Raw genomic sequence first — 25,655 nt, forward strand, 5'->3', positions numbered from 1 at the left:
CGTTTTATTTGAAAAATTAGCGACAAAGTCTTTTGCTGATAATCCTCACGTACTATATGTACGCTCCGGTTATCAGCTTCAAGACGCCTTGCTCTTTTCCAAATAAAACTTCGTCTACTAAATTGTATTAATATTACAGAGTTAAATATGAAAAAATTATTACTAATAATTACTGTTTTTTTTATTTCTAATATAGCATGTGCTGAAACATCAAACATAGTGGCACTTGTAAATAATGAACCGATTACTCTTAATGAGTTTCGTGCCAGAAAAAAAATGATTATGACACTAAATAATATTGAAGAGGTAACACCCGCTCAGGATAAGCAGTTAAGTTATATAGCTGTAAAAAGTTTAATAGATGAATCTTTGCTCTTCCAATATTATGGCGATAGAGAAATTCCACAAAAAGAAATAGATAAGGCTATTGAATCTATTGAAAATCTTAGCAAAATGCCTCGCGGCTTTTTATTTGAATATTTGAAAAGTAGATCAGTTAGTATAGATAGCTTTATTTCACAAGTTAAAAGTGAAGTGATTAAAATGAATATTTTATCAGGGTTATCAAGGTCAGTTGAAGTGAGTAATAAAGAAATAGATACGATAATTATATCAAGTGACCAAAAAGATGTAGAAATTTCAATGCAAGTTTTTACCTCTAAAAATAATGATAGTAAAGCTTTTGCACAAATGAATAGCTTAAAAGATAAACTAAAAAGTTGTAGTACAGTTAATAAATCTCTTTATAATAATTTTGCAACTATGACGGAAGCTACTGATAAGTTAAGTAATATAGAAGGAACAAAACAAACTATAATAAAAGATTTAGAACCTAATAAAGTCAGTAATATTTTTGAAAAAGACGGTAAATTTGAAATGATATTAATATGCTCTAGGAAAATCTTAAATATTAGCGAAGATGAAAATAATTATGTGGTAAATTTTCTAACAAATAAAAAGATTTCTCGAAAAGCTCAGAAGTTTTTCGAAGATATGCATAAGAAAGCGTATATAAAAATAATGTTACCATCTACTCGATGAACTTCAAAAATTGGCTACGTTATTTTTCGCTTTTAATCCTCACGTGGATTTACTACGCTTCGGTTAAAAGCTTCAAAACGCCTTGCTCTTTTTGAAGTTGATCTTCGTATATTGTATATCTCTAATAAATTAAATCTCTTTTGGGTATATTCCCCGCCGCTTGCGGCGTAATATGGCGGAATGAGCAAATATATACATAAAAGTCATAATGTTACGGTACTGCTGTATCACATGGTATTTCCAGCAAAATATCGCCGAGCAGTGTTTGACGTATCAGTTGATCAAGTATTACGAGAAATATGTTTAGAGATAGAAAAGAGATATCAAATAAAATTTTTAGAAATAGGGGTTGATGAAGATCATGTCCATTTTTTGGTACAATCTGTACCAACCTATAGCGTAACAAAAATAGTAACAACAATTAAAAGTGTTACAGCTCGTCAAATATTTAGACAGTGTCCACAGGTAAAGAAACAATTATGGGGTGGAGAATTTTGGACTGATGGATATTTTACGAGTACGGTAGGTAAGCATGGAAATGAGAATATGATAGGAAAATACGTAAAAAACCAAGGCAAGGAATATCAGAAACTGCATGAGGATCATCAGCTAGCTTTCTTCTAAAATACCCCGCTGCTTGCGGCGGGGATTACTTTTATTTTAAAAAACTTGCTGCTTTTATGTTTATTTTTTTGGATTCCCGTCGTTGCTAAGTATGACATAGAATAAAAACTGTCCGGTACTATAGAACAAGTCACGGGGTGACAATAAAAAGCATAGATTTCGTGGACAAGTCACGGGATGACAGAGTTATGATCTACGCAAGGAATGACTATAGACCATACAGGCAAACTTAATATTACATTTAACATAATGACTAAAAAAATTATTGCCAAAAAGATTATTGCCTTAGTAGGGCGTCCAAATGTTGGTAAATCAACGCTATTTAATCGCTTAAGTATGCGTAAAAAAGCTATTGTTCACAATCTGCCAGGTGTTACTAGAGATAGGAAATATACAGACGGCAGAATCGGTTCATTTGAGTTTTTGCTTATTGATACGCCAGGGCTTGAAGAAAATCCTGATAGCTTTGGTAAAAGGCTAATGGAGCAGACTACTAAGGCGATAAATGAAGCAGATTTAATTTGCTTTATGGTTGATGGTAGAAGCGGAATATTGCCTGATGATAAATTACTTAGCGATTTTGTTAGAAAATATAATAAGCCGGCGGTCTTGGTAATTAACAAATGCGAAAAGGCTTTTGATTTCGATAAGGAATATTACAAGCTTGGCTTTGACAGTATGGTTGCTATTTCTGCCGAGCATGGCACAGGAATGATTGATTTATATGATGAAATTATTGCCAAATTACCCGAAGAAAATTCAGAAGAAGCAGAAATAAATGACCCAGTTAAAGGGGATTGTCTGCAAATAGTAGTAAGCGGTAGACCGAATGCCGGTAAATCTACTTTTATAAATGCTTTGATTAATGATGAAAGATTGCTAACTGGACCGGAAGCAGGGATCACTCGTGAATCAATTGAAATTGATTGGCAATATAAAGGTAATCATGTCAAATTGATTGATACGGCAGGGCTTCGTAAAAAAGCCGCTATTACAGAATCTTTAGAAAAACTATCAGCGTCGGATGCTATTAATAGTATTAAATTTGCTAATACTGTGATTTTAATGATTGATGCCTTATCGCCTTTGAAACAGCAGGATTTAAACATTGCAAGCCATGTAGCAAATGAAGGGCGAAGTATTATTATAGTAGTCAACAAATGGGATTTAGTTAAAGAATCCGAGAAAGAAGCGTTTAAAGAAGAGTTTTATTATCAGATTAATATTCATCTGCCGCAGATTAAAGGCGTTCCTGCCTTATTTATCTCAGCAAAAAATAAACAAAATATAGCCGATGTATTAGATAGCTGTATTAAGATTTATAAAACTTGGAATAAAAAAATAACTACCAGCAAATTAAATGAGTGGCTTAATTTTACTACTGAAGCACATCCTTTACCTTTGCAAAAAGGTGGTAAGCGAGTGCGTGTAAAATATATGACTCAAACAAAAACTAGACCACCTACATTCAAACTATTCTCCAATAATCCAGAAAAAATTACCGATAGCTATACAAGATATTTAGTGAATAATATGCGTGAAGCTTTCGACATGCCTGGTGTTCCTATTAGATTCATCTACGTAAAAACCAAAAATCCTTATACTCGGTGAATTTCAAAAATTGGCTATGTCGTCCTACAAGTACTCCGGTACTCACGTATTAAGTAACGGCTTCCGTTCCTCGCACTTAGGGACTCCTTGCTCTTTTCCAAGTTGATCTTCGTATGCTTTAGCTTTATAATATTTATTGTCAGTATAATTTATTTTTTGTTTTTAATCTTCATATACTAATTTCAAAACAACAAACCATTCCATTGAAAATGCAAGGACTAAGTAGAACAAAACCTATAAATTTTCTGCCCAAATTTCATTGGGGGTTTTATAACCAAAAATCTTTCTTGGCATGTTATTTAAAATCTCAGCAACATTGTCAAGACCTCTTTGTGTAACGGTAGTAATATCTGTATTTTTAGGTAAAATTCTATGAATCATAGAATTCATTTTTTCCACTAATGCTTTTTGTCTAGGGCGGTATGGATCACAAAAGAAAGTTTGAAACCCAGATAGTCTATAGGCAACATGCCCCACAAACTCTTTGCCATTATCCATAGTAATAGTCTTTCTCACACTATTTGGAAGAGTTTTTATCTTTCTTAAAAAACCATTGGTAACTGTTGTAGCTCTCTTGGAGTTATTCAGCACTAAAATAATCTTTTGACTCTTTTTATCCACCAGTGCACCAATATTCATACTTTGATTACCTTTATGAAATGTAACAAAACTTACGCTATGTTTGGTTCTAAATATCGTAAAGATGGAGAACGCAGCTGTTGTTGCATATAGTCATCTAAAAGCCCTAACTTTATTTGGTAAACCGTTTTACCGATTGTATTTGCAGTCCTTTTGAGAAATGCCCAAACTAAAAATGCCCAACTAATATGATTACGTTGAATACGCTGTTTCCTGCATTGACAACGTTCTATCCCAGTAAGTGTCATTGTCAATTAAAAAGGGACCAGTAAATTGCACGAAAAAGGAACCACTATATTTAAAAATTTTTATGCCATATTACCTCCAGATTTATAGTTATTAATACGATAACTTTTACCTTTTATGTTTAGTATATGAGCATGATGTACCACTCGATCAATAATTGCATGAGTTAATACTTCATCAGCAAATATTTCATTCCATTTTTCAAAATCCTTGTTTGTGGTAATAATGGTAGATTTATTTTCATATCGTTTAGCAATAATATTAAAAAAGTCTTCTACTGAATGTTTTGGCAATTGCTTAAACCCGAGCTCATCAAGAATTAATAAATCAAACGATAGGAGTAATTTAACCTTTTTGTGATAACTATTATCTGCTCTTGCAATATGTAAATTATAAAGCATATCCGATACCGTAGTAAAATATACAGAGTATTCTCGTGTTAAAGCTTTTAATGCTAGCCCAATGGCAAGATGAGTTTTCCCAGTTCCTGAATCACCTATGAATATTACATTTCCCTTAGTATTAATATAATCACAAGTTGATAAATCACTTATTACTTTGGCATCAACACTTGGTTGGAAATTAAAATCAAAGTCTTCTAAATTTTTAGTTACCGGCAATTTAGCAGCACTTTTACGGCGACGGTAATTATTATCCTTACGGTTAGATTTTTCATCTTCACATAATAGTGATAGAAATTCTTTAAATCCTAGTTTATTATTTTGAGCATAAATAATCCTTTCATTTAAACTATTGACTATACCTGATAATCTAAAGCTTCGTAGGTCATTAAATAAGTTCTGCATTATTACCTCCAAACTCTGGTAATGGTAAGTTTACTGCATTACTATTTAAAATATTCTTAATTTTAGAGTAAGAACTTATACCATAATGTAGTGCTCTATGACAGGCTTTATCTATTAAGTCATCATTGTAAACCTTACGTAAAGAAATGATACCTCGTGCACAACGTTGCCAATCATTCACTCTTGTTTGTTGTAATGATTCTAATAATAAACTGCAATTATTCCCTATCTGCTGCATTTGTTGTTGATAATGTTCACTATATTCTATAAAACCTGGGCATAGACGTTTGTATTTAGCATAATGAGACGGATTAGTGGTAAATATCCCCTTGCCCTCTGTTCTAACGTGTCTTGCTATTAAATCATTTTGTATAGAAAATATTTGAACAAGTTTTGGGGACAATTGTACCATTACCTCACTGTATATATATTTTGCTGGTACAGAGTAATAATTATTATCTATGGTAATATGACAATCTTTTGCTACTTTTCGATTATGCCAAGATGACAAATCAAAAGTTTCTAATGGTAAAGGAATCAAACTACTTCTTTCCTCTTGCTCAAACAGTTCTCTAGGTATTCTCTTAGTAGTACCATGTATTCGGCTATTGGCCTTATTTAACCAATTTGCAAGACCATTTGTTAATTCTTCATATCTATCAAATTTACGACCAGCAAAAAAATTATTTTTAACGTATTTTATTCCCGACTCAACTTTGCCTTTTTCTTGCGGTTGATACACTCGACAAGGAGAAAGTAAAATTCCATAATGATCGGCTAAGCACTTATATTCCTTCTGATATACTGGCTCATAAAAATTGGCATCTACTACTCCAGCTTTAAGATTATCAAGTTTTATTACTTTTGGACTACCAGCAAAATAATTAAATGCATTGATATGACATTGAATCCATGTTTGACAACTTTGATCAAACACTACTTCATAATAATCAAGGCGACTATAGCTTAAACGCATATTAAATACATATGCTTTAACTCTACGCCCTTTAGAATTATACTGTAAGCCTATGTCACCAAAATCTACTTGTGCTTCCTCTCCTGCTAAAGTATGAAAACGAATGCAACTGTTATCCTTAATTTTATATTTTTTGATATAACGGGTCAAAGAAGTATAACTGCTTGTATAACCTTGATTTTTTAACTCCTCAAAAATTCTTATGTAACTCAGATTTTTTTCTAATAACTCAATTATTTTTTCGTGCCAAAAATCCAAAACTGAAGATCGTTCATAGATTGCTGGGGATTCTGTACCAGCCTCTACATAGCGGTTTATTATTTTTCGTACTGTTTTGCGGTCTGTTCTTGTTAGTTTGGCAATATTCCTTTGACTATTGCCTTGTTTATAAAGGGTGATAATTGTTGTATACATATTTATTCTTATCATTGTATCACTAGATATTTACTTGCTTAATTATCTAGTGAATATTGCACATTAACCTTATTAGGTCACACCAACTTCTCTGGTCCCTTTTTCGTGCAATTTACTGGTCCCTTTTATTTTAGCAATGACAAGTAAGTTGCTTAATTTCTCTGTGCATGCTCTCAATTACCCATCGAAAGCCACACTCATCTTGTGCAGCTTTAGAAGATTTGTGAGTTTTGTTATTGGTAACAACATACTCAACTCTGTTGGTAGAAACAGTAAATTTAAACAAATTAACATGCTTATTTTTAGCAAAGCCTTTTATATGAATCTCTACTCCATGCCTGATCTCTTCATCTGAAAATGTCAACTCTTTTACAGCTTTATAAGGTTTAGAATCGTGCGTTTTACTAACGTTTCTATTGGCTTTAATAGGGGCATAATAATCAAAACTTACGCTATGAGTAAAAAAGTGATAAATTATTGTAAAAATAATTAAACATGTCAAAGAGGATAAAGTTGCAAGCAATACCAATTAATAGGACAGATTATTGTCAATTTTTAATAGTTAGCCAAAAGAATTATAGTTTAACCTACTACGCTGAACATGCAAAGAAATGTAGTCATGATGTTATTAATAGATTTTTAAGGAATGAAAAATATACACCTTCTTTGTTATGGGAACACATCAAGAATGATGTTATTTTTTCATCTAATGGATATACAATATTTGATGATACGGTTTTAAATAAAAGGAATACGAAGCAAATAGAAATTGCAAGATCGCAGTACAGTGGAGCTACAGGTAGAGTTACTAAAGGTATAGGAGTAGTGAGTCTGGTATATTATAACCCTGATATTAATAAGTTTTGGGTAATAGATTATCGAATTTTTGCACCTGATCATGATGGAGCAACAAAACTAGAACACCTATTAAACATGTTAAATAATGCTGTTTATAGCAAGAAGATTCCTTTTCAAACAGTACTTTTTGACACATGGTATTCTACACACAAAATTATGCAACATGTTGACTCTCTGGGGAAATATTATTATGCCCCTATTAAAGCCAATAGAAACGTTAGTAAAACGCACGATTCTAAACCTTATAAAGCTGTAAAAGAGTTGACATTTTCAGATGAAGAGATCAGGCATGGAGTAGAGATTCATATAAAAGGCTTTGCTAAAAATAAGCATGTTAATTTGTTTAAATTTACTGTTTCTACCAACAGAGTTGAGTATGTTGTTACCAATAACAAAACTCACAAATCTTCTAAAGCTGCACAAGATGAGTGTGGCTTTCGATGGGTAATTGAGAGCATGCACAGAGAAATTAAGCAACTTACTGGGATAGAACGTTGTCAATGCAGGAAACAGCGTATTCAACGTAATCATATTAGTTGTGCATTTTTAGTTTGGGCATTTCTCAAAAGGACTGTAAATACAATCGGTAAAACGGTTTACCAAATAAAGTTAGGGCTTTTAGATGACTATATGCAACAACAGCTGCGTTCTCCATCTTTACGATATTTAGAACCAAACATAGCGTAAGTTTTGGTAAGATCTGCCTCAAAATTCCCTACTTCTACCTTTTTCGTAGCTATTGCATCACGCTGATGTATTGAGATCCTTTGTGGTATAATGATCCTTTGATGCCTCTTCCCTCTTTCTTGCCTTTTATATCTTTTAGAAGGTAAATAGCTATATAACTTTAATTTAGCTGCTACTGCAGAAGTGTAAACAAATCTATATATACTTTCTGTACTGATACACAAAGCTGTATTTTTGTCTAGTTTTAACTTTCCGGCTATAGCATCCGGCGACCATTTCTTGCGAATCATAGCATTTTTAATATAATCTAACAACATAGGGTTCTTTTCTATTTTTAATAACTCTTGCTGATACATCCTGTTTTCATATTTTTCCTGAGCAACACAAGGCATATACTTATCTTTTACCTTATTTCTTTTTAGCTCCATACTAATAGTGCTTTTAGACCTCGTAAGATGTTGTGCTATCTTATTAATACTGACTCCTAGGTCATACATTCTTTTTATCTCATATCTCTCTTCTCGAGATAAGTGTCTATATTTTCTGTTCATCATTACCTATTTAAAATCTTATTATTTTAAATAGGTTCTGTTCTACTTACTTATAGTATTTTCAGCTGTACTTGGCTAAAATCAAAAGTGGTTAAAGATTTACCAGGTGGTAAGTGTGCTTTCCTAAGATAAGCTTGTACTTTTTCCCTATGACGTGTCTCTACCTCCTGTTCTAAAAGAATAGAAAACAGTTTATTATAACTCCATCCTTCAATTTGTGCCTTCTCTAAAAAGTTTTCCCATGTCTCAAGTATAGTCAATAATCCTAATTCTTTTAGAAGAATTGGTAAAGTTGCAGAATCATGCATAACAACCTCCTACAGCAAACACAGATAAAAGATGATCATATGTTTGTAGCGAATGTTGTGTTACTCCTATAGGTGGTAATAATGGATTATTACTACAAGATTGAAAACGTATTTGCAATAAACTCAAAGAAGGTATCTGACCTTTAGAAAGAGATGACAGCACCAATTCTCCTAGTGCCAGTTCACAATCATAATCAGCAGCTAACTTTAAAATACCTACCATTAATTTATTCGCATGCTTTGGCTTACAATGCTGATTAATCAAATTCCAAATGTTTTTATATGTCTCATTTGGTAAAATATCATCCCGTAGAATAGAACCACGAAATGCTCCAGGCTTCTTTATCAAAGCATTTACTAAATGGCGGTAATTAATACACAAAACTTACGCTATGAGTAAAAAAGTGATAAATTATTGTAAAAATAAATAAAAGTAATCCCCGCTGCTTGCGGCGGGGTATTTTAGAAGAAAGCTAGCTGATGATCCTCATGCAGTTTCTGATATTCCTTGCCTTGGTTTTTTACGTATTTTCCTATCATATTCTCATTTCCATGCTTACCTACCGTACTCGTAAAATATCCATCAGTCCAAAATTCTCCACCCCATAATTGTTTCTTTACCTGTGGACACTGTCTAAATATTTGACGAGCTGTAACACTTTTAATTGTTGTTACTATTTTTGTTACGCTATAGGTTGGTACAGATTGTACCAAAAAATGGACATGATCTTCATCAACCCCTATTTCTAAAAATTTTATTTGATATCTCTTTTCTATCTCTAAACATATTTCTCGTAATACTTGATCAACTGATACGTCAAACACTGCTCGGCGATATTTTGCTGGAAATACCATGTGATACAGCAGTACCGTAACATTATGACTTTTATGTATATATTTGCTCATTCCGCCATATTACGCCGCAAGCGGCGGGGAATATACCCAAAAGAGATTAAATATGTCAAAGAGGATAAAGTTGCAAGCAATACCAATTAATAGGACAGATTATTGTCAATTTTTAATAGTTAGCCAAAAGAATTATAGTTTAACCTACTACGCTGAACATGCAAAGAAATGTAGTCATGATGTTATTAATAGATTTTTAAGGAATGAAAAATATACACCTTCTTTGTTATGGGAACACATCAAGAATGATGTTATTTTTTCATCTAATGGATATACAATATTTGATGATACGGTTTTAAATAAAAGGAATACGAAGCAAATAGAAATTGCAAGATCGCAGTACAGTGGAGCTACAGGTAGAGTTACTAAAGGTATAGGAGTAGTGAGTCTGGTATATTATAACCCTGATATTAATAAGTTTTGGGTAATAGATTATCGAATTTTTGCACCTGATCATGATGGAGCAACAAAACTAGAACACCTATTAAACATGTTAAATAATGCTGTTTATAGCAAGAAGATTCCTTTTCAAATAGTACTTTTTGACACATGGTATTCTACACACAAAATTATGCAACATGTTGACTCTCTGGGGAAATATTATTATGCCCCTATTAAAGCCAATAGAAACGTTAGTAAAACACACGATTCTAAACCTTATAAAGCTGTAAAAGAGTTGACATTTTCAGATGAAGAGATCAGGCATGGAGTAGAGATTCATATAAAAGGCTTTGCTAAAAATAAGCATGTTAATTTGTTTAAATTTACTGTTTCTACCAACAGAGTTGAGTATGTTGTTACCAATAACAAAACTCACAAATCTTCTAAAGCTGCACAAGATGAGTGTGGCTTTCGATGGGTAATTGAGAGCATGCACAGAGAAATTAAGCAACTTACTGGGATAGAACGTTGTCAATGCAGGAAACAGCGTATTCAACGTAATCATATTAGTTGGGCATTTTTAGTTTGGGCATTTCTCAAAAGGACTGCAAATACAATCGGTAAAACGGTTTACCAAATAAAGTTAGGGCTTTTAGATGACTATATGCAACAACAGCTGCGTTCTCCATCTTTACGATATTTAGAACCAAACATAGCGTAAGTTTTGATTAATTTTCATAAAAATTCTAAAGTTAAAGAGTTAATTGAATCCGTTGGTTGTACCATATTGTATTTACCAACTTACTCTCCTGATTTAAATCTCTTTTGGGTATATTCCCCGCCGCTTGCGGCGTAATATGGCGGAATGAGCAAATATATACATAAAAGTCATAATGTTACGGTACTGCTGTATCACATGGTATTTCCAGCAAAATATCGCCGAGCAGTGTTTGACGTATCAGTTGATCAAGTATTACGAGAAATATGTTTAGAGATAGAAAAGAGATATCAAATAAAATTTTTAGAAATAGGGGTTGATGAAGATCATGTCCATTTTTTGGTACAATCTGTACCAACCTATAGCGTAACAAAAATAGTAACAACAATTAAAAGTGTTACAGCTCGTCAAATATTTAGACAGTGTCCACAGGTAAAGAAACAATTATGGGGTGGAGAATTTTGGACTGATGGATATTTTACGAGTACGGTAGGTAAGCATGGAAATGAGAATATGATAGGAAAATACGTAAAAAACCAAGGCAAGGAATATCAGAAACTGCATGAGGATCATCAGCTAGCTTTCTTCTAAAATACCCCGCTGCTTGCGGCGGGGATTACTTTTATTCCTATAGAGCATTACTGGTTTAAGATAAAAAATGAAATTAGGAAAGTTGTAGGAGATTTTGAAACATTTTATGATGCTGTTTTTAATACTATTAAATTGTCAGTATCTTAATGATTTATGCTATACCAGGCAAAACTACAGGGTAAGCTGATTTTATTCTATCCTCTAGGTAGTTCTTATATGGACCAATCTTAGTTGTTAACTGTGGTCTGTTCTTGTATTTAGGAGCGTCTTCATATTTTAAATACTTACGTACCGTATTTACTGATATACCTACTTCTCCTGCTATAGTTCTTAGGCTTTTACCTTGCTTATGTAAAATCTTTATTTCCATTATTTGTTCCAGTATTAACATTCTTTTTTACCTCCTTATCAGGAGGATACACTATTAATACTGTATCAATTTTTATCCGTCGCCCTGTATCATTTTACTTCCGTTGCTAACATCTTAAAAAAATTCATAAAGCTTATCTATAACAATTTATTCCCTATTCTTATATACTAATATTTCCTATTTGCAACAGGGCCAAAGGATTTGAGATAATGCGAATGTTTAAAAAAGGAAGATTTGAATTATGGAAATATGGTCAAGGTATTCACGGCGAAATCAGAATTATTACTGAAAATCTATTAGTCTTTTAATACATAACATATTTCACTCCCTTCACAAAATACACCCACAATACCTATTTGCAACAGTGCCAATTCATATTTTGCCTTTTTAAAATATTTAATTGTTAGGTTTTTCTGCCTTAACTTTTTTTCGTCTCTGTAAATTCTTTTTTAGAGCAGATGATAAATTGTTAAAATTAGGCTTTATTTTGGTTTCTGAAGTTTGTTCTTTGCTATCTTTGGTAGATGACATAAATAATTATCTTTTCACACTAACATTATTATATTATACTACGGATATTTTGAAAAATAAATTTATAAATATCTATGAATCAAAGTAATATAATCTCTGCGGAGTTACTTGACGAGAAAAAAAATATTGCAAGGCAAGGGGGTGGTGAAGATAGAATTAATACCCAGCATAAAAAAGGTAAGTTAACAGCACGTGAGCGAATAGAGGTATTATTAGATCCTAATAGTTTCACCGAAACAGGAATGTTTGTAGCTCATAGATGTGAAAATTTTGGGATGGATGATAAGAAGTTTTTAGGTGATGGTGTTGTAACGGGTCATGGCACAATAAATGGAAGATTAGTTTTTATTTATAGCCAAGATTTTACAGTGCTTGGCGGTTCACTTGGTGAGTATCATGCTAAAAAGATTTGCGATATTTTAGATCAAGCTATAGCAACCGGTGCTCCCGTAATCGGTATTAATGATTCAGGTGGTGCAAGAATTCAGGAGGGTGTGGATGCTCTTGCTGGATATGGTGAGCTATTCCAGCGTAATGTGTTAGCATCAGGTGTTATTCCTCAGATTACCTTAATTATGGGTCCTTGTGCGGGCGGTGCTGTTTATTCGCCTGCTTTAACCGATTTTATATTCATGATTAAAAATACTTCCTATATGTTTGTAACCGGTCCTGATGTAGTAAAAACTGTTACTGGTGAGGAAGTAAGCCAAGAGAAACTCGGTGGGGCACGTATGCACACTACCAAAAGCGGTGTGGCTGATCTTGCATTTAATAATGACATAGAAGCATTGCTAGAAATTCGTAGGTTCTTTAATTTTCTACCATCATCTAATCGTAGCCCACTCCCTATTCGTCCTACTGTTGACCCTGCTGATAGGGTTGATATGTCTCTAAGTACTCTAATCCCTAATACTCCCAATAAACCTTATGATATGAAAGAACTTGTTGAGCGTATTGTAGATGAGGGAGAGTTTTTTGAGTTACAACCAGATTTTGCTAAGAATATCATCATTGGTTTTGGTTATATGGAAGGATATCCAGTAGGATTCGTTGCGAATCAACCATTGCATTTAGCGGGATGTTTAGATATTAATGCTTCAAGAAAAGCAGCAAGATTTATTAGATTTTGTGATGCTTTCAACATTCCTATAGTAAGTCTTGTTGACGTACCGGGATTTTTGCCGGGTACTTCTCAAGAGCATGATGGTATTATTAAGCATGGTGCTAAACTTTTATATGCTTATGCTGAAGCAACAGTGCCGAAAATTACCGTGATTACTCGCAAAGCTTACGGCGGAGCTTATATAGTGATGAACTCTAAGCATCTTAGAGGCGATATAAATTATGCTTGGTTTAATTCCGAAATTGCAGTGATGGGGGCAGAGGGAGCAGCTGAAATAATATTTAGAGAAGAATGCAAAGATCCGGAAGCTAAAAAACAAAAAATCGATGAATATAAAAAAGTAGTAACATCACCTTTTGTTGCAGCATCTAGAGGCTATTTAGACGATATCATAAGACCACAAAATACAAGATGGCGAATATGTAAAGCCCTAAATTTCTTACGTACTAAAAAGGTAGAATTACCTTGGAAAAAGCATGATAATTTACCGCTGTGATTGTCATCCCATGGCTTGTCCACGGGATCCAGTAAATAAAAAATACAAAGCAAAAAATGACATAAAAATAAAATACAAATTCAAGAACATAATATAATCGGAAACTAAAATGAAAGCAAAAACTCCACTACCCCCTTTAAATATTATGCAGTCAGAAGAGCTAGGATATGCAAGCATAGAATCTTTAATTGGTGAAAATAAAAACTCAATAATAAATCAAAGTGGCAAAGCAACAGAAAACCTTTATTTGGTAGTTAGAATCGTAAGAGATGAGTATGATAATCAGAATGAACCGATAACTCCTGTAACCCCAGCTACTCCATCTACGCCTATATATGCTGCGACTCCTATAAATAAAGAAGCTCCGGAGAAATTTTATATTCGTTACGCTCAGCATAACAAAAATAGACCTATAGGTCCTTTAAATGCAAACATGCAGCCCCAGAAGAAGCACCACCTCCCATACCTGTTGAGTCCTATGATGGTATAACAAGTACATGTGCTTTATCTCTTACAGATGAAACAATTTATGCTGAGCCACATATTGGTGGATAATTAAATAACTATTTTAATCAAAAACTATGACCAAACCTTTATTTGATAAAATTTTAATCGCTAATCGTAGCGAAATTGCTGTTAGAATAATCCGTACTTTAAAAAAAATGGGGATAGGGTCGGTTGCTGTATATTCTGAAGCCGATACAAACTCAATGTATGTTCAGCATGCAGATGAAGCTTATTATATTGGTGATTCACCGGCAACCGAAAGCTATCTATCTATTAAAAATCTTGTTTCGGCAATTCGTGAAAGCGGTGCAAATGCCGTACATCCAGGCTATGGCTTTTTATCTGAAAACCCTAATTTTGCCAATGTTCTTAAAAGAGAGGGAGTAGTTTTAATAGGTCCTAATGCTGCTACTATAAAGAAAATGGGCAATAAAATTGAAGCAAAAAAGATAGCAATAGAAGCAGGAGTTAGTACTGTTCCTGGTTATATGGGAGCTATAAATGATGTTAAGCAAGCAATAGATATCGCGAAAGAAATAGGCTTTCCGGTGATTGTGAAAGCAGCTGCCGGTGGTGGCGGGCGTGGTATGAGGGTGGTAAATAACCCTTCTGAAATGGCAAATGCTTTTGAATCTGCAAAGCTTGAAGCCGGTAATAGTTTTAGTGATGATAGATTATTTATTGAAAAATTGATCCAAAGACCTCGTCATATCGAAATTCAATTGCTTGCTGATCAGTATGGCAATAGCGTATGTCTTGGGGAACGTGAATGTTCAATACAACGTCACCATCAAAAAGTGATTGAAGAGGCTCCAAGCTCATTCATTACCGAAGAAATAAGACAAGAAATGTATAGGCAAGTAATATCGCTATCCAAAAAGGTTAGATATTACTCTGTAGGTACTGTTGAGTTTATAGTAGATAGTGAGAAAAATTTCTATTTCTTAGAAATGAATACGAGATTGCAGGTAGAACACCCTGTTACCGAATTAATAACTGGTATAGATATCGTTGAAGAAATGATAAAAATTGCTGCCGGTAAAAAATTATCATTTACGCAAGATGACGTAAAGTTAAAGGGCTGGGCGTTTGAGTCACGAATTTGTGCTGAAAATCCAAGCCGTGGTTTCTTGCCTTCAAGTGGTAGGATTACTGCGTATTCTGAACCTGTAAAAAGCCCAAATATTCGTATTGATACCGGTATTGGACTTGGCGGCGAAGTTAGCATGTTCTACGATTCGATGATCGCAAAATTATGTACTTACGGCGAAACGAGAGAGCAAGCAATTGAGGTAATGCGTTCTGCTTTAAGTTCTTACATTATTAATGGTATTTCTCATAATATCAGCTTCTTAGAAGCAGTGATGCTTCATCCTCGTTTTGTTAGTGGTGATATTTCTACTGCTTTTATTCAAGAAGAATATCCAGATGGATTTTCTGGTGCAAGTCTAACCTCAGAAGTAACAGCAGTATTTTTAGCAACCGCTATTTTTATTTATATATCTGAGCAAAGACGTGCCTCTTTAATTTCTGGAAATATCAATAACCAAGCTAATAAAATCGGTACAAGATGGGTGGTAACGATTGACGATAAATTATTCCCCGTTTTAATTACGCCTGTTGAAAATGGCTATAATATACGCCATGAAAGTGACCGAATATATATTCGTAGTAACTGGAATTTAGGTAATGAGCTTTTTGTAGCTATAATTAACGGCAAAAAGACAAACATTAAAATTGAAAATATCAGAACTGGTTATTTACTATCACATGCTGGTATTAGCGTAAAAGCCTTTGTTCGTTCCCCTCGTATTTCAGAGCTTGAGGGGTTAATGGTTTCGAAAGTAGTAACAGAAGAAAATTCTGAAATGCAAGCACCTCTTAATGGTCAGATTGCCTCAATTAAAGTGAAAGAGGGACAGGAAGTAACAATAGGTCAGGAAATAATGATTTTAACCGCTATGAAAATGGAAAACATCATCTTAGCCGAACGTGATGGGAAAATAGCTAAAATTTTCGTAAGTGAAAAGGATAATGTGGTCAAAGGTCAGATGCTACTTGAATTTAATTAAATTACCAGCTCTTCTATTTATTAGAAGTATAAAAGCTAGAAATGGTAGTATTTCTAGTTTTTTTGTTATTATAGTCAATGTTATTCTCGTGTGAGGCTTGCTTGCGTGGATGTAGAGCATTGCGAGGAGAGGCGTAGCTAAGATGTGGCAATCTTAGGAGTTCTAATTCATGAGATTGCCACGCTTCCTTTGGTCGCTCGCAATGATGATTTACGAGCCATGCAACAATGCTAAAATAACAAACGAATTAAGATTTTAAGATAGCAAAATGCCAAAATTAAAAATATTTTTATTAAAATATCTCTACAGTAAAAGATGTATTGGCATTTTAGTTACAATAGCTATTATTTTTTCTTATTTCACTTATTATACAATATCTACAGGTACAAAAAGTGGTGTAGTTAATTCTAGTAAAGTGATTTGGTTTTTATTAATTGATTTAATAATTTTCTTAATTCTTGGCGTATTATTAACTCGTAAATTTTTCCAAAGTTTTTTCTTTAAAAATAGCGATCAAAATACTTCTAAGTTACAAAATCGTATAGTAGTTGCGTTTAGTCTAGCTGCTGCTATTCCGACTATAATCGTTTCAATATCTTCTGCTTATTTTTTAAACCTTAGTATTCAAGCTTGGTTTGATCGAAAAATTTCTGTTGTGCTTGATCAATCTATAATGGTTGCTGATTCTTATATTGCTGAGCATAAATTGCAGTTACGAGAGACAGCACTCGCTGTTGCTGAAGATTTAAGTGATATGTATTATGATTTAATTCATAACCCTGCTTTGTTTACTAAGACATTAAACACCGAAGCAGAAATGAGATCGCTTGATGAAGCAATAGTATTAAATAAGTCGACTAATACAATAATTGCTAATAGCTATTTAAGTTTTTCTCTGTCATTTGCAACTATTCCTGCACATCTAATTAAAAAGGCAGATTCGTGTGAGCCGGTAGAAGTAAAATCTGATCCAACTAAAATAAGAATGTTGATTAAATTGAAAGAATATAATGATGTATATTTACTAGTTGGTAGGTTAATTGATAATAAAATTATTGATCATATAGATGCAACTAATGGAGCGGCAGCAGAGTATCATCGTCTTAAAAATCAAATAGGAAATATACAAATAAAATTTTCAATTATTTTTATCTTTATTGCCTTACTACTTCTTTTAATAGCGATAAGTTTTGGTGTTATAGTTACTGCTAAGATAGTAAATCCCATTAAGAAGTTGGTTATTGCAACCGATAAAGTAAAAAGCGGTGATCTAACAGTGCAAGTTCCAGAGAACGAAGTAGATAAAGACGAAATAGGAACACTTTATGCTGCATTTAATAGAATGATTAAGCAGCTTTCACGCCAGCAAAGGGATTTAGTGATAGCACAACGTGCATTAGCTTGGTCGGATGTAGCGAAAAAAGTAGCACATGAAATTAAAAATCCGTTAACACCTATTTTGCTTGCTTCTGAAAGATTGCTTAAAAAATTTAGTCCTGAAATTAAAGAAAGAGCAGAGTTCGAGAATTATTTAAAAATGATTATTCGCCATACTAATGATATTAAAAATATTGTATCTGAATTTGTTCTTTTTGCTCGTCTTCCTGCACCTAATTTTACCAATTGTGATTTGATTTATGTAATTAATAATATCATAGAAGCACGTAAATTACTTAATGATAATATTTCCTATAGTTTTGAAACTAATATCGATCAATTTAATTTTACGTGTGATACTACTCATATAAATCAAGTGATGATAAATTTGCTTAAAAATGCTGAAGAATCGTTAAAGAGTAGTAATCAAGCAGCAATAAAAATTAATGTAAATGCAAGTGAGCAATTTATTAATATTACAGTCATAGATAATGGCAGAGGATTCCCGCCTGAGCTAATAGGTAAGGCTACTGAAAGCTATGTAACTACTAGAAGTAAAGGTATGGGAGTAGGGCTTGCTATTGTTAAAAGAATAGTCGAAGAACATTGCGGTGTTTTAGATATTGCAAATAGAGAGACAGGGGGAGCTATGATTGATATTAGATTTAATCTTGAGGAGCTTAAGCTCAAGGTTAAACGTCAGGAAATAGGTGTAATTAATTAGGCTTTCTAAAAATTTCAAGAAGCTTATAATTATAAATTTTTAGGAATTTTGAATTAATATTCAGCACTGTTGCAAATAGGTATTGTGGGTGTATTTTGTGAAGGGAGTGAAATATGTTACGTATTAAAAGGCTAATAGATTTTCAGTAATAATTCTGATTTCGCCGTGAATACCTTGACCATATTTCCATAATTCAAATCTTCCTTTTTTAAACATTCGCATTATCTCAAATCCTTTAATAGTTGCATAAGCTGTTTTCATTGATTTAAAACCAAGAGTAGGTTTAATCAGTCGTTTCAGCTTACCATGATCAGATTCTATTATATTATTCAGATACTTAATCTGCCGATGTTCTAACTCTTGTGAGCATTTGCCTTCTGATTTGAGTAGAGTAATTGCTTTACTATAAGCTGGGTTCTTATCAGTATTAATTGTTTCCGGATGTGAATATTCTGGGATTGATTTCAAGGCTTTACCTAGGAAACGCTTAGCAGCGTTAGCATTACGAGTAGATGATAGGTAAAAATCAATTGTATCCCCATATTTGTCTACAGCTCTATACAAATATGCCCATTTACCTTTGACTTTAATGTATGTCTCATCTACTCTTCAACTAAACCCTGACTTAGGCTTCCAGCACCATTTTAATTTATCTAATATCTTTGGGGCATAATACTGAACCCAACGGTAAATTGTAGAGTGATCTACCTCTACACCTCTTTCCTCTAACATCTCTTCTAAATCTCGATAGCTAATACCGTACTTACATACCACCTTACTGCCCATATTATTATATCGTATTTAAAATGACGTCTCTTAAAAAATTCATAAAGCTTATCTATAACAATTTATTCCCTATTCTTATATAGCATAAATCATTAAGATACTGACAATTTAATAGTATTAAAAACAGCATCATAAAATGTTTCAAAATCTCCTACAACTTTCCTAATTTCATTTTTTATCTTAAACCAGTAATGCTCTATAGGATTTAAATCAGGAGAGTAAGTTGGTAAATACAATATGGTACAACCAACGGATTCAATTAACTCTTTAACTTTAGAATTTTTATGAAAATTAATGTTATCCATAATAACGGTTTGCCCAGGTTGTAATTCTGTAATTAATACATCCCTAATATAAGTTTTAAAGACCTCTGTATTACAATTATCTTCAAATATTACAGGAGTAATAAGATTACCATTACAAAGACCAGCTATCATACTTATTCTAAATTTATGTTGATACACCTTTTCTCCATAACACCTTTGTCCTATAATGCTCCATCCATACTCTTTGCAAGCATTATCCTCTATTCCAGATTCATCAAGATATACTAATTTGTCTTTTGTGATGGTTTGTATCTTTGCTATAAATTCATTTCTTAATTTAATATCTCTTTTCGGATGAAAATGAGTTTTGTTTATAGCTATAGCCAAGTTTTCTGATTTGTCTTAAAATAGTTACAGATGCAATATTACCCCATTGCTTTGCTAACTCCTTTGATGTTTTATTCATATTAGCTTTAAAAAATTCTTTAAAAGATTCTGAATCTTTTATCTTATGACTATGTCCTTTCTGATAACCAGTTGCTGCTTCTAAAGTACCTTGCTTATCTTTTAATTTTTTCCATTTATATATAGTATCACGACTTACATTAAATAATTTACTTACCTTACTTATTCGTATCCCTGCTTCTACAGCTTTTATAACTCTTAGTCTTAGTTCTATTGCATATGCTCGTGCCATATCTCTTTACACAAAACTTACGCTATGAGTAAAAAAGTGATAAATTATTGTAAAAATAATTAAACATGTCAAAGAGGATAAAGTTGCAAGCAATACCAATTAATAGGACAGATTATTGTCAATTTTTAATAGTTAGCCAAAAGAATTATAGTTTAACCTACTACGCTGAACATGCAAAGAAATGTAGTCATGATGTTATTAATAGATTTTTAAGGAATGAAAAATATACACCTTCTTTGTTATGGGAACACATCAAGAATGATGTTATTTTTTCATCTAATGGATATACAATATTTGATGATACGGTTTTAAATAAAAGGAATACGAAGCAAATAGAAATTGCAAGATCGCAGTACAGTGGAGCTACAGGTAGAGTTACTAAAGGTATAGGAGTAGTGAGTCTGGTATATTATAACCCTGATATTAATAAGTTTTGGGTAATAGATTATCGAATTTTTGCACCTGATCATGATGGAGCAACAAAACTAGAACACCTATTAAACATGTTAAATAATGCTGTTTATAGCAAGAAGATTCCTTTTCAAACAGTACTTTTTGACACATGGTATTCTACACACAAAATTATGCAACATGTTGACTCTCTGGGGAAATATTATTATGCCCCTATTAAAGCCAATAGAAACGTTAGTAAAACGCACGATTCTAAACCTTATAAAGCTGTAAAAGAGTTGACATTTTCAGATGAAGAGATCAGGCATGGAGTAGAGATTCATATAAAAGGCTTTGCTAAAAATAAGCATGTTAATTTGTTTAAATTTACTGTTTCTACCAACAGAGTTGAGTATGTTGTTACCAATAACAAAACTCAAAAATCTTCTAAAGCTGCACAAGATGAGTGTGGCTTTCGATGGGTAATTGAGAGCATGCACAGAGAAATTAAGCAACTTACTGGGATAGAACGTTGTCAATGCAGGAAACAGCGTATTCAACGTAATCATATTAGTTGGGCATTTTTAGTTTGGGCATTTCTCAAAAGGACTGCAAATACAATCGGTAAAACGGTTTACCAAATAAAGTTAGGGCTTTTAGATGACTATATGCAACAACAGCTGCGTGCTCCATCTTTACGATATTTAGAACCAAACATAGCGTAAGTTTTGTACATGCTTGTTAATATTTGCTTACTATAACATGATACTCTCGCTCTGTCAGTACCTTAATGACTTATGCTATACTAATATTTCCTATTTGCAACAGGGCCGAAAATATTAACCGATCAACTAAACGATAATTTACTTAACAAGCTAGAGAAGAATTTTTATCCGACATTAGTTATAAATAGAAAAAAAATAATAAATGTAATTACTAAAGGATTGGAAAAAATTAAAATAAATAAGCTTAATCTATTTAACAAATTCAAAAATTTTAATGAAGAGAATTTATTAGTAATAACAAACAAAGTAGCAGAAAAAATAGGAATCGCTAAAAATAAATCTAATATAAATAGAAAACCCCAAATATTGCCAGTAATTAAAGGTGATGTAGATGAAATTTTGAATAAATTGTCTAAAATGCCAAATTTATCAGAAAAAGAAAAAATGTTATTACAAAAACCCAATATAACAAATAAACCAAAATCACGAAAAAGCCATACAATTTGACAAATTTGACATGTTAATATAAATTGCATAATATATTTGACAATAATTCAAACCTAGGGTAATGATTAAAATCATGTATCCTCTGTCATCCCGTGATTTATTCATGGGTTCCAGTAATAAAAATACAGATATAAAAAACTCGCTTTATGCTGGATCTAGTTCCCGAGCTACAGGATGACACATCGGACGCATTTTCCTAACTATAAAACCTCGCCAACCTTACGCAGGAATTAGAAGCAAAACTAATAAACTACTATATACTATGGATTCAAATAAATTATATCTCTTTAAGGATAGGCGATTCTTACCGAATTTTATAGTACAGTTATGTGGTTGTCTTAACGATAACATCTTGAAAAATGCTCTTGTAATTTTAATTACTTATGGAGTTGTTGGTTCTCTAAGCAAATATAATAACTTACTTGTTTTAGTTACCAATGCTATTTTTGTTCTACCTTTTATAATATTTGCAAGTATAGCGGGACAAATTGCTGATAAATATGAACGCTCTATCCTAATTAAAATTATAAAAGCTTGCGAGATTGCTATAATCGCTTTTGCAATTTATGGTTTTCACCATAATAATATTATAGTACTGCTCTGCTCTATTTGCCTGATGAGTATTCATTCCACTTTCTTTGGTCCAATTAAATATAGCGTTCTTCCTGATCATTTGAGTAAAGAGGAATTGCTTGGAGCTAACGGTTTCGTTGAGGCTGGAACTTTCATCGCTATTTTTATTGGTACTATAATTGGCAGCTATTACACAATCAGTAATAATTTCATAATTTATTCCTTAATTACAATTGCAGCTATTGGCTTTATTTCAAGTCTTACTACACCAAAATCAAATAAAGCAAATCGTGATATTAAGATAAATTTTAATATCATAAACGAAAGCCTAAATATGATAAGATATGCTCAAACCAAAAAGCAAATATATTTAGCAATACTAGGCATTTCATGGTTTTGGTTTATTGGAGCTGCTATAATTTCTCAGATACCTTTACTTGCTAAAATAACGTTTAAAGCTGACGAGAATGTTGCTAATTTATTTTTAGCAGTTTTCTCGCTTGGCGTTGGTGTAGGCTCATTTTTATGTAGCAAAATATTTGAAGATGAAATTACTGTTAAATACCTCTTTATTTCAGCACTTGGCATTAGTATTTTTGGCATCGATTTATTTTTTGCTAGTAGAATTAGTGCAGTCGCTTATGAACCAGCTCAACTGAAAAGTATTTTTGTATTTTTATCAAAAAGGCATAATTGGCGAATAGTTATCGATCTATTCTTTTTAGCAGCAATTGGTGGATTATATATTGTACCTCTTTTTGCTATATTACAGCATTACGCAAATCCCGCTCACCGCAGCCGTATTATTGCCGTAAACAACCTAATTAATTCTATCTTTATGGTAGGATCAACTATTATCCTATCATTATTACTTTATTTAAATTTTACGATACCTTGGATAATATTATTTATCAGCCTATCTAATATCATCGTTACCATCTATATTTATCGCTTAATCCCTGAAGTTAAAATTATTCCTTATCCTGTCTTGCGTAGAATATTCCAATTTTGGTTTGATTTAATGTATAAGGTTAAAGTTAAAGGGCTCGAGAACTTACAGAAAGCAGGTAACAAAGTAGTAGTAATTGCCAACCATATTTCATATCTCGATCCACCTTTAATTGCAACCTATCTAAAAGAGGAAATGACCTTTGCAATAAGCCCTGATATACGCAAAATATGGTGGATTAGACCATTCTTGCGTATGACTAATACTTTGCCTGTTGATCCAAACAACCCAATGGCAATTAAGACCTTAGTAAAAGAAGTACAAAATGACCGAAAAATAGCTATTTTTCCAGAGGGTAGAATAAGTGTTACTGGTTCTTTAATGAAGATTTACGAAGGTCCTGGGATGATTGCCGATAAAGCAAACGCAACTATTTTACCAGTTAGAATAGATGGCACACAATTTACTCATTTCTCAAAGTTACGAAATATATTAAAGAGAAAAATATTTCCTAAAATTACTGTTACTGTTCTACCGCCAGTAAAATTTGCTGATATTGGTGCTGCATCCGGTCAAGAACGACGCCAATATATAGCAAGAACTCTATATGATATTATGGCTGATATGATGTTTGAGAGTTCAGACTATAAGAATACTTTATTTGCATCGCTGATAGAAGCTGCCAAAATTCATGGGTTTAAGAAAAAAATAGTCAATGATTTTGAAAATAATAAAGCTACTTATCAAGATTTAATACTTAAATCTTTTATTCTTGGTGATTTAATCAAAAGGAACAATATTTTTGGCAAGCATCTAGGTTTAATGCTGCCTAACACGACAAATACCCTAATTACCTTTTATGCCATGCAATTTAGTGGATTTGTTCCAGCTATAATTAATTGGAGCAGCGGGATAAATACTATTATTAACTCATGTAAAACTGCACAGCTAAAAGTAATTTATACCTCAAAGCAATTTATAGAAAAAGCAGAGCTACACGAATTAATAACTAATTTATTAGATTTTGGTATTAAAGTAATATATCTAGAAGATTTTAAAAACCAAATAAATCTAGCTCTAAAATTAAAAGCCTCAATGGGCATCCGTTTTTCTAAAACTTATTATAAGTATTTTTGCCGTAATCGTGATGATGAAAAACCAGCAGTAATAGTTTTTACTTCAGGCACCGAAGGAGAGCCTAAAGCTGTAATGTTATCTCACAGAAACCTACAAGCTAATAGATATCAAGCGACTGCTAAAATACCTTTTAGCCCTGATGATATAGTATTTAACTCACTGCCATTATTCCACTGCTTTGGGCTTGGCGGAGCGATTATTACGACTTTAAACGGCATTAAGCTATTTTTATACCCCTCACCTTTAAATTACCGCAGCATACCAGAAATGATATATGATGTCGGAGCAACTATATTAATTTCAACTGATACATTTTTAAATGGTTATGCCAATTACGCTCATCCATACGACTTTTATTCATTACGTTATATATTTGCAGGTAGCGAAAAATTAAAAGAAACTACCAGACAATTCTGGCTTAATAAATATGGTATACGCATTTTTGAGGGATATGGTATAACGGAAAGCTCACCTATAATTGCTTGCAATACCCCTATGCATAGTAAAGCTGGTACTGTTGGGAGGTTATTGTCAAAGATTGAATATAAACTTGAAAAAGTTGAAGGGATAGATGAAGGTGGACGTTTACTAATTCGTGGTCCTAATGTTATGCTTGGTTATTTAGACGAAAATGGTAACTATATTTATAAAGAATGGCACGATACAGGTGATATAGTTAAAATTGATGGAGAAGGATACATAACTATTTTAGGACGTTTGAAAAGATTTGCTAAAATAGCTGGTGAGATGATTTCGCTTACAAAAGTCGAGGAGCTTGCAAGCGAAATTGATCCTAGCTCCTTGCATGCTGCAATTTCTACACAAGATGAAATGCAAGGGGAAAAAATTATTTTATTTACTACCAGTACTATTATAGATAGAGAGAATTTTACAAATAACGTACGTAAGACAAAGGTTTCCTTACGCTATGTACCGAAAATAGTTATTACTTTACCTGAGATACCATTACTTGCAAATGGTAAAGTTAATTATTTAGAGTTGATGAAAGACACCGATAAATATTTAAATAAGTTTGACTCGGTGTCATCCCGTGGCTTGTCCTTATAG

At 32.7% G+C, this 25,655-nt stretch carries 26 protein-coding genes and 2 pseudogenes; 14 read left to right on the forward strand and 14 right to left on the reverse strand.

Going from position 1 to position 25,655, the window contains the following annotated elements; all coding sequences use genetic code 11:
• Positions 1–147: 147 nt before the first annotated feature.
• The gene (locus AAGD55_RS11345; protein WP_341791536.1) at positions 148–1,041 is read left to right on the forward strand and encodes a SurA N-terminal domain-containing protein; all 894 of its coding nucleotides are present in this window, start codon (positions 148–150) and stop codon (positions 1,039–1,041) included.
• Positions 1,042–1,073: 32 nt separating this feature from the next.
• Here AAGD55_RS11345 and AAGD55_RS11350 read toward each other — a convergent pair whose 3' ends face one another.
• On the reverse strand, positions 1,074–1,229 hold the full coding sequence (locus AAGD55_RS11350) for a hypothetical protein (RefSeq protein WP_341791537.1): 156 nt from the start codon (positions 1,227–1,229) through the stop codon (positions 1,074–1,076).
• On the opposite strand from AAGD55_RS11350, the gene tnpA (AAGD55_RS11355) reads away from it, so the two are divergent.
• Together tnpA (AAGD55_RS11355) and der are read left to right on the forward strand one after the other, a co-directional pair.
• Positions 1,222–1,665, forward strand: a complete 444-nt coding sequence (gene tnpA / locus AAGD55_RS11355) for an IS200/IS605 family transposase (RefSeq protein WP_341790826.1) — start codon at positions 1,222–1,224, stop codon at positions 1,663–1,665. The two genes, AAGD55_RS11350 and tnpA (AAGD55_RS11355), sit on opposite strands and share 8 nt — an antisense overlap.
• Positions 1,666–1,929: 264 nt before the next feature.
• Entirely contained in the window at positions 1,930–3,276 is a 1,347-nt protein-coding gene (gene der / locus AAGD55_RS11360) for a ribosome biogenesis GTPase Der (protein ID WP_341792598.1), read from the forward strand.
• A 234-nt stretch (positions 3,277–3,510) separates the two neighbouring features.
• Here der and AAGD55_RS11365 read toward each other — a convergent pair whose 3' ends face one another.
• The 5 genes from AAGD55_RS11365 to AAGD55_RS11385 all read right to left on the reverse strand — a co-directional run bounded on the left by AAGD55_RS11365 (position 3,511) and on the right by AAGD55_RS11385 (position 6,886).
• Positions 3,511–3,915 (reverse strand): IS30 family transposase, encoded by a 405-nt coding sequence (locus AAGD55_RS11365; protein ID WP_341791538.1) that lies wholly within the window; start codon positions 3,913–3,915, stop codon positions 3,511–3,513.
• Positions 3,916–3,947: 32 nt separating this feature from the next.
• On the reverse strand, positions 3,948–4,163 hold the full coding sequence (locus tag AAGD55_RS11370; RefSeq protein WP_341791539.1) for a hypothetical protein: 216 nt from the start codon (positions 4,161–4,163) through the stop codon (positions 3,948–3,950).
• A 60-nt stretch (positions 4,164–4,223) separates the two neighbouring features.
• Positions 4,224–4,967: an IS21-like element helper ATPase IstB gene (gene istB, locus AAGD55_RS11375; protein ID WP_341790851.1), complete on the reverse strand. Its 744-nt coding sequence runs from the start codon at positions 4,965–4,967 to the stop codon at positions 4,224–4,226.
• Positions 4,951–6,357, reverse strand: coding sequence for an IS21 family transposase (gene istA, locus AAGD55_RS11380; protein WP_341790850.1), 1,407 nt, complete (start codon positions 6,355–6,357; stop codon positions 4,951–4,953). Before istA ends, istB begins: the two co-directional genes overlap by 17 nt.
• A gap of 130 nt (positions 6,358–6,487) precedes the next feature.
• Positions 6,488–6,886: a hypothetical protein gene (locus AAGD55_RS11385; protein WP_341791540.1), complete on the reverse strand. Its 399-nt coding sequence runs from the start codon at positions 6,884–6,886 to the stop codon at positions 6,488–6,490.
• Here AAGD55_RS11385 and AAGD55_RS11390 point away from each other — a divergent pair.
• Complete coding sequence (locus tag AAGD55_RS11390; protein WP_341791541.1) at positions 6,853–7,902, forward strand: transposase; 1,050 nt, start codon at positions 6,853–6,855, stop codon at positions 7,900–7,902. The genes AAGD55_RS11385 and AAGD55_RS11390 overlap by 34 nt on opposite strands.
• Here the strand turns inward: AAGD55_RS11390 and AAGD55_RS11395 are convergent.
• From AAGD55_RS11395 to tnpA (AAGD55_RS11410), 4 genes are all read right to left on the reverse strand, one after another.
• Positions 7,842–8,456 (reverse strand): IS30 family transposase, encoded by a 615-nt coding sequence (locus tag AAGD55_RS11395; RefSeq protein ID WP_341791542.1) that lies wholly within the window; start codon positions 8,454–8,456, stop codon positions 7,842–7,844. The two genes, AAGD55_RS11390 and AAGD55_RS11395, sit on opposite strands and share 61 nt — an antisense overlap.
• A 47-nt stretch (positions 8,457–8,503) precedes the next feature.
• A complete protein-coding gene (locus AAGD55_RS11400; protein WP_341791543.1) occupies positions 8,504–8,761 on the reverse strand; it encodes an ATP-binding protein in 258 nt (85 codons plus the stop codon).
• Positions 8,754–9,143 carry a hypothetical protein gene (locus AAGD55_RS11405; protein ID WP_341791544.1) on the reverse strand — a complete coding sequence of 130 codons (390 nt, stop codon included), beginning with the start codon at positions 9,141–9,143 and terminating at the stop codon, positions 8,754–8,756. The genes AAGD55_RS11400 and AAGD55_RS11405 overlap by 8 nt, the downstream gene beginning before the upstream one ends.
• Before the next feature lie 80 nt (positions 9,144–9,223).
• The gene (gene tnpA / locus AAGD55_RS11410; protein WP_341790826.1) at positions 9,224–9,667 is read right to left on the reverse strand and encodes an IS200/IS605 family transposase; all 444 of its coding nucleotides are present in this window, start codon (positions 9,665–9,667) and stop codon (positions 9,224–9,226) included.
• Between tnpA (AAGD55_RS11410) and AAGD55_RS11415 the strand changes: the two genes are divergently transcribed.
• From AAGD55_RS11415 to tnpA (AAGD55_RS11425), 3 genes and pseudogenes are all read left to right on the forward strand, one after another.
• Entirely contained in the window at positions 9,660–10,769 is a 1,110-nt protein-coding gene (locus tag AAGD55_RS11415; protein WP_341791545.1) for a transposase, read from the forward strand. The two genes, tnpA (AAGD55_RS11410) and AAGD55_RS11415, sit on opposite strands and share 8 nt — an antisense overlap.
• 6 nt (positions 10,770–10,775) lie before the next feature.
• Positions 10,776–10,904, forward strand: a pseudogene (locus AAGD55_RS11420) (transposase); the annotation flags it as partial.
• Positions 10,905–10,913: 9 nt separating this feature from the next.
• A complete protein-coding gene (gene tnpA / locus AAGD55_RS11425) occupies positions 10,914–11,357 on the forward strand; it encodes an IS200/IS605 family transposase (protein WP_341790826.1) in 444 nt (147 codons plus the stop codon).
• 151 nt (positions 11,358–11,508) lie between these two features.
• Here tnpA (AAGD55_RS11425) and AAGD55_RS11430 read toward each other — a convergent pair whose 3' ends face one another.
• Together AAGD55_RS11430 and AAGD55_RS11440 are read right to left on the reverse strand one after the other, a co-directional pair.
• The gene (locus tag AAGD55_RS11430; RefSeq protein ID WP_341791546.1) at positions 11,509–11,748 is read right to left on the reverse strand and encodes a helix-turn-helix domain-containing protein; all 240 of its coding nucleotides are present in this window, start codon (positions 11,746–11,748) and stop codon (positions 11,509–11,511) included.
• A 375-nt stretch (positions 11,749–12,123) separates the two neighbouring features.
• Complete coding sequence (locus AAGD55_RS11440; RefSeq protein WP_341791547.1) at positions 12,124–12,258, reverse strand: hypothetical protein; 135 nt, start codon at positions 12,256–12,258, stop codon at positions 12,124–12,126.
• 74 nt (positions 12,259–12,332) lie between these two features.
• Between AAGD55_RS11440 and AAGD55_RS11445 the strand changes: the two genes are divergently transcribed.
• The 4 genes from AAGD55_RS11445 to AAGD55_RS11460 all read left to right on the forward strand — a co-directional run bounded on the left by AAGD55_RS11445 (position 12,333) and on the right by AAGD55_RS11460 (position 18,557).
• On the forward strand, positions 12,333–13,877 hold the full coding sequence (locus tag AAGD55_RS11445; RefSeq protein WP_341791548.1) for an acyl-CoA carboxylase subunit beta: 1,545 nt from the start codon (positions 12,333–12,335) through the stop codon (positions 13,875–13,877).
• A gap of 109 nt (positions 13,878–13,986) precedes the next feature.
• Entirely contained in the window at positions 13,987–14,367 is a 381-nt protein-coding gene (locus tag AAGD55_RS11450) for a hypothetical protein (protein WP_341791549.1), read from the forward strand.
• Between the two features lie 91 nt (positions 14,368–14,458).
• Entirely contained in the window at positions 14,459–16,456 is a 1,998-nt protein-coding gene (locus AAGD55_RS11455) for an acetyl/propionyl/methylcrotonyl-CoA carboxylase subunit alpha (RefSeq protein WP_341791550.1), read from the forward strand.
• A gap of 268 nt (positions 16,457–16,724) precedes the next feature.
• Entirely contained in the window at positions 16,725–18,557 is a 1,833-nt protein-coding gene (locus AAGD55_RS11460) for a PAS domain-containing sensor histidine kinase (RefSeq protein ID WP_341791551.1), read from the forward strand.
• 123 nt (positions 18,558–18,680) lie between these two features.
• On the opposite strand, the pseudogene AAGD55_RS11465 reads toward AAGD55_RS11460, so the two are convergent.
• Positions 18,681–19,399, reverse strand: a pseudogene (locus AAGD55_RS11465) (IS6 family transposase).
• 36 nt (positions 19,400–19,435) lie between these two features.
• Positions 19,436–20,306 (reverse strand): IS630 family transposase gene (locus AAGD55_RS11470; RefSeq protein ID WP_341791552.1). Its coding sequence is split into 2 segments (ribosomal slippage): positions 19,436–19,978 and positions 19,980–20,306, totalling 870 coding nucleotides; the frame shifts between segments, so codons are not numbered across the junction.
• A 65-nt stretch (positions 20,307–20,371) separates the two neighbouring features.
• Here AAGD55_RS11470 and AAGD55_RS11475 point away from each other — a divergent pair.
• The 3 genes from AAGD55_RS11475 to AAGD55_RS11485 all read left to right on the forward strand — a co-directional run bounded on the left by AAGD55_RS11475 (position 20,372) and on the right by AAGD55_RS11485 (position 25,655).
• The gene (locus AAGD55_RS11475; RefSeq protein ID WP_341791553.1) at positions 20,372–21,421 is read left to right on the forward strand and encodes a transposase; all 1,050 of its coding nucleotides are present in this window, start codon (positions 20,372–20,374) and stop codon (positions 21,419–21,421) included.
• A gap of 219 nt (positions 21,422–21,640) precedes the next feature.
• A complete protein-coding gene (locus AAGD55_RS11480; RefSeq protein ID WP_341791554.1) occupies positions 21,641–21,928 on the forward strand; it encodes a hypothetical protein in 288 nt (95 codons plus the stop codon).
• A 262-nt stretch (positions 21,929–22,190) separates the two neighbouring features.
• On the forward strand, positions 22,191–25,655 hold the full coding sequence (locus AAGD55_RS11485; protein WP_341791555.1) for an acyl-[ACP]--phospholipid O-acyltransferase: 3,465 nt from the start codon (positions 22,191–22,193) through the stop codon (positions 25,653–25,655).

This window comes from Rickettsia endosymbiont of Gonocerus acuteangulatus (genome assembly GCF_964026435.1).
Taxonomy (GTDB): Bacteria; Pseudomonadota; Alphaproteobacteria; order Rickettsiales; family Rickettsiaceae; genus Rickettsia.

Coding starts and splice junctions, on each gene's coding strand:
- AAGD55_RS11345 (WP_341791536.1), top strand. CDS start 148: ATGAAAAAATTATTACTAATAATTACTGTTTTTTTTATTTCTAATATA.
- tnpA (WP_341790826.1), top strand. CDS start 1,222: ATGAGCAAATATATACATAAAAGTCATAATGTTACGGTACTGCTGTAT.
- AAGD55_RS11365 (WP_341791538.1), bottom strand. CDS start 3,915: ATGAATATTGGTGCACTGGTGGATAAAAAGAGTCAAAAGATTATTTTA.
- AAGD55_RS11370 (WP_341791539.1), bottom strand. CDS start 4,163: ATGACACTTACTGGGATAGAACGTTGTCAATGCAGGAAACAGCGTATT.
- istB (WP_341790851.1), bottom strand. CDS start 4,967: ATGCAGAACTTATTTAATGACCTACGAAGCTTTAGATTATCAGGTATA.
- istA (WP_341790850.1), bottom strand. CDS start 6,357: ATGTATACAACAATTATCACCCTTTATAAACAAGGCAATAGTCAAAGG.
- AAGD55_RS11390 (WP_341791541.1), top strand. CDS start 6,853: ATGTCAAAGAGGATAAAGTTGCAAGCAATACCAATTAATAGGACAGAT.
- AAGD55_RS11395 (WP_341791542.1), bottom strand. CDS start 8,456: ATGATGAACAGAAAATATAGACACTTATCTCGAGAAGAGAGATATGAG.
- AAGD55_RS11400 (WP_341791543.1), bottom strand. CDS start 8,761: ATGCATGATTCTGCAACTTTACCAATTCTTCTAAAAGAATTAGGATTA.
- tnpA (WP_341790826.1), bottom strand. CDS start 9,667: ATGAGCAAATATATACATAAAAGTCATAATGTTACGGTACTGCTGTAT.
- tnpA (WP_341790826.1), top strand. CDS start 10,914: ATGAGCAAATATATACATAAAAGTCATAATGTTACGGTACTGCTGTAT.
- AAGD55_RS11430 (WP_341791546.1), bottom strand. CDS start 11,748: ATGTTAATACTGGAACAAATAATGGAAATAAAGATTTTACATAAGCAA.
- AAGD55_RS11440 (WP_341791547.1), bottom strand. CDS start 12,258: ATGTCATCTACCAAAGATAGCAAAGAACAAACTTCAGAAACCAAAATA.
- AAGD55_RS11445 (WP_341791548.1), top strand. CDS start 12,333: ATGAATCAAAGTAATATAATCTCTGCGGAGTTACTTGACGAGAAAAAA.
- AAGD55_RS11450 (WP_341791549.1), top strand. CDS start 13,987: ATGAAAGCAAAAACTCCACTACCCCCTTTAAATATTATGCAGTCAGAA.
- AAGD55_RS11455 (WP_341791550.1), top strand. CDS start 14,459: ATGACCAAACCTTTATTTGATAAAATTTTAATCGCTAATCGTAGCGAA.
- AAGD55_RS11460 (WP_341791551.1), top strand. CDS start 16,725: ATGCCAAAATTAAAAATATTTTTATTAAAATATCTCTACAGTAAAAGA.
- AAGD55_RS11475 (WP_341791553.1), top strand. CDS start 20,372: ATGTCAAAGAGGATAAAGTTGCAAGCAATACCAATTAATAGGACAGAT.
- AAGD55_RS11485 (WP_341791555.1), top strand. CDS start 22,191: ATGGATTCAAATAAATTATATCTCTTTAAGGATAGGCGATTCTTACCG.